The organism is Psychrobacter sp. 1U2, assembly GCF_051847575.1.
Genome location: NZ_JBPYDC010001859.1, coordinates 1 through 509 on the forward strand (window position 1 = coordinate 1; position 509 = coordinate 509).

Annotated in this window: 1 pseudogene; it reads left to right on the plus strand. The window is 45.0% G+C overall.

Annotated elements, in window-relative coordinates:
* A pseudogene (locus ACS8FD_RS24805) lies at positions 1 to 509 on the plus strand (2,3-bisphosphoglycerate-independent phosphoglycerate mutase); the annotation flags it as partial.

Genomic DNA, 509 nt, shown 5'->3' on the forward strand with positions numbered 1-509 from the left:
GATCGTCTAGCAACGCGAGCAGATGGGGCTGTCCAAGCGGCTTATAAAGCACGTGAGACCGATGAGTTTATCAGTCCAACGACCGTGATTGGACGTGATGAGATGCCATATACTGTTGAAGATAATGATGCATTAATATTTATGAACTTTCGTGCTGACCGTGCTCGTGAGCTTGCGCAAGCGTTTGTGCTACCAGATCATAAGTTTTCAGGTTTTGCTCGTCAAAAGCAGCCAAACCTTGCAGCTTTTGTGATGTTGACCAAGTACTCTGACGTTTTAGCAGATAACACTAAAACTAGCATAGCGTATTATCCAACCTCACTTACCAATACACTGGGTGAGTATCTGCAGAATCAGGGCAAAACCCAGCTGCGTATCGCTGAAACTGAAAAGTATGCGCATGTGACTTTCTTTTTTAGTGGTGGCCGTGAAGCAGAGTATGAGGGTGAAGAGCGTATCTTAGTGCCATCTCCAGATGTAGCCACTTATGACTTAAAACCAGAGATGAG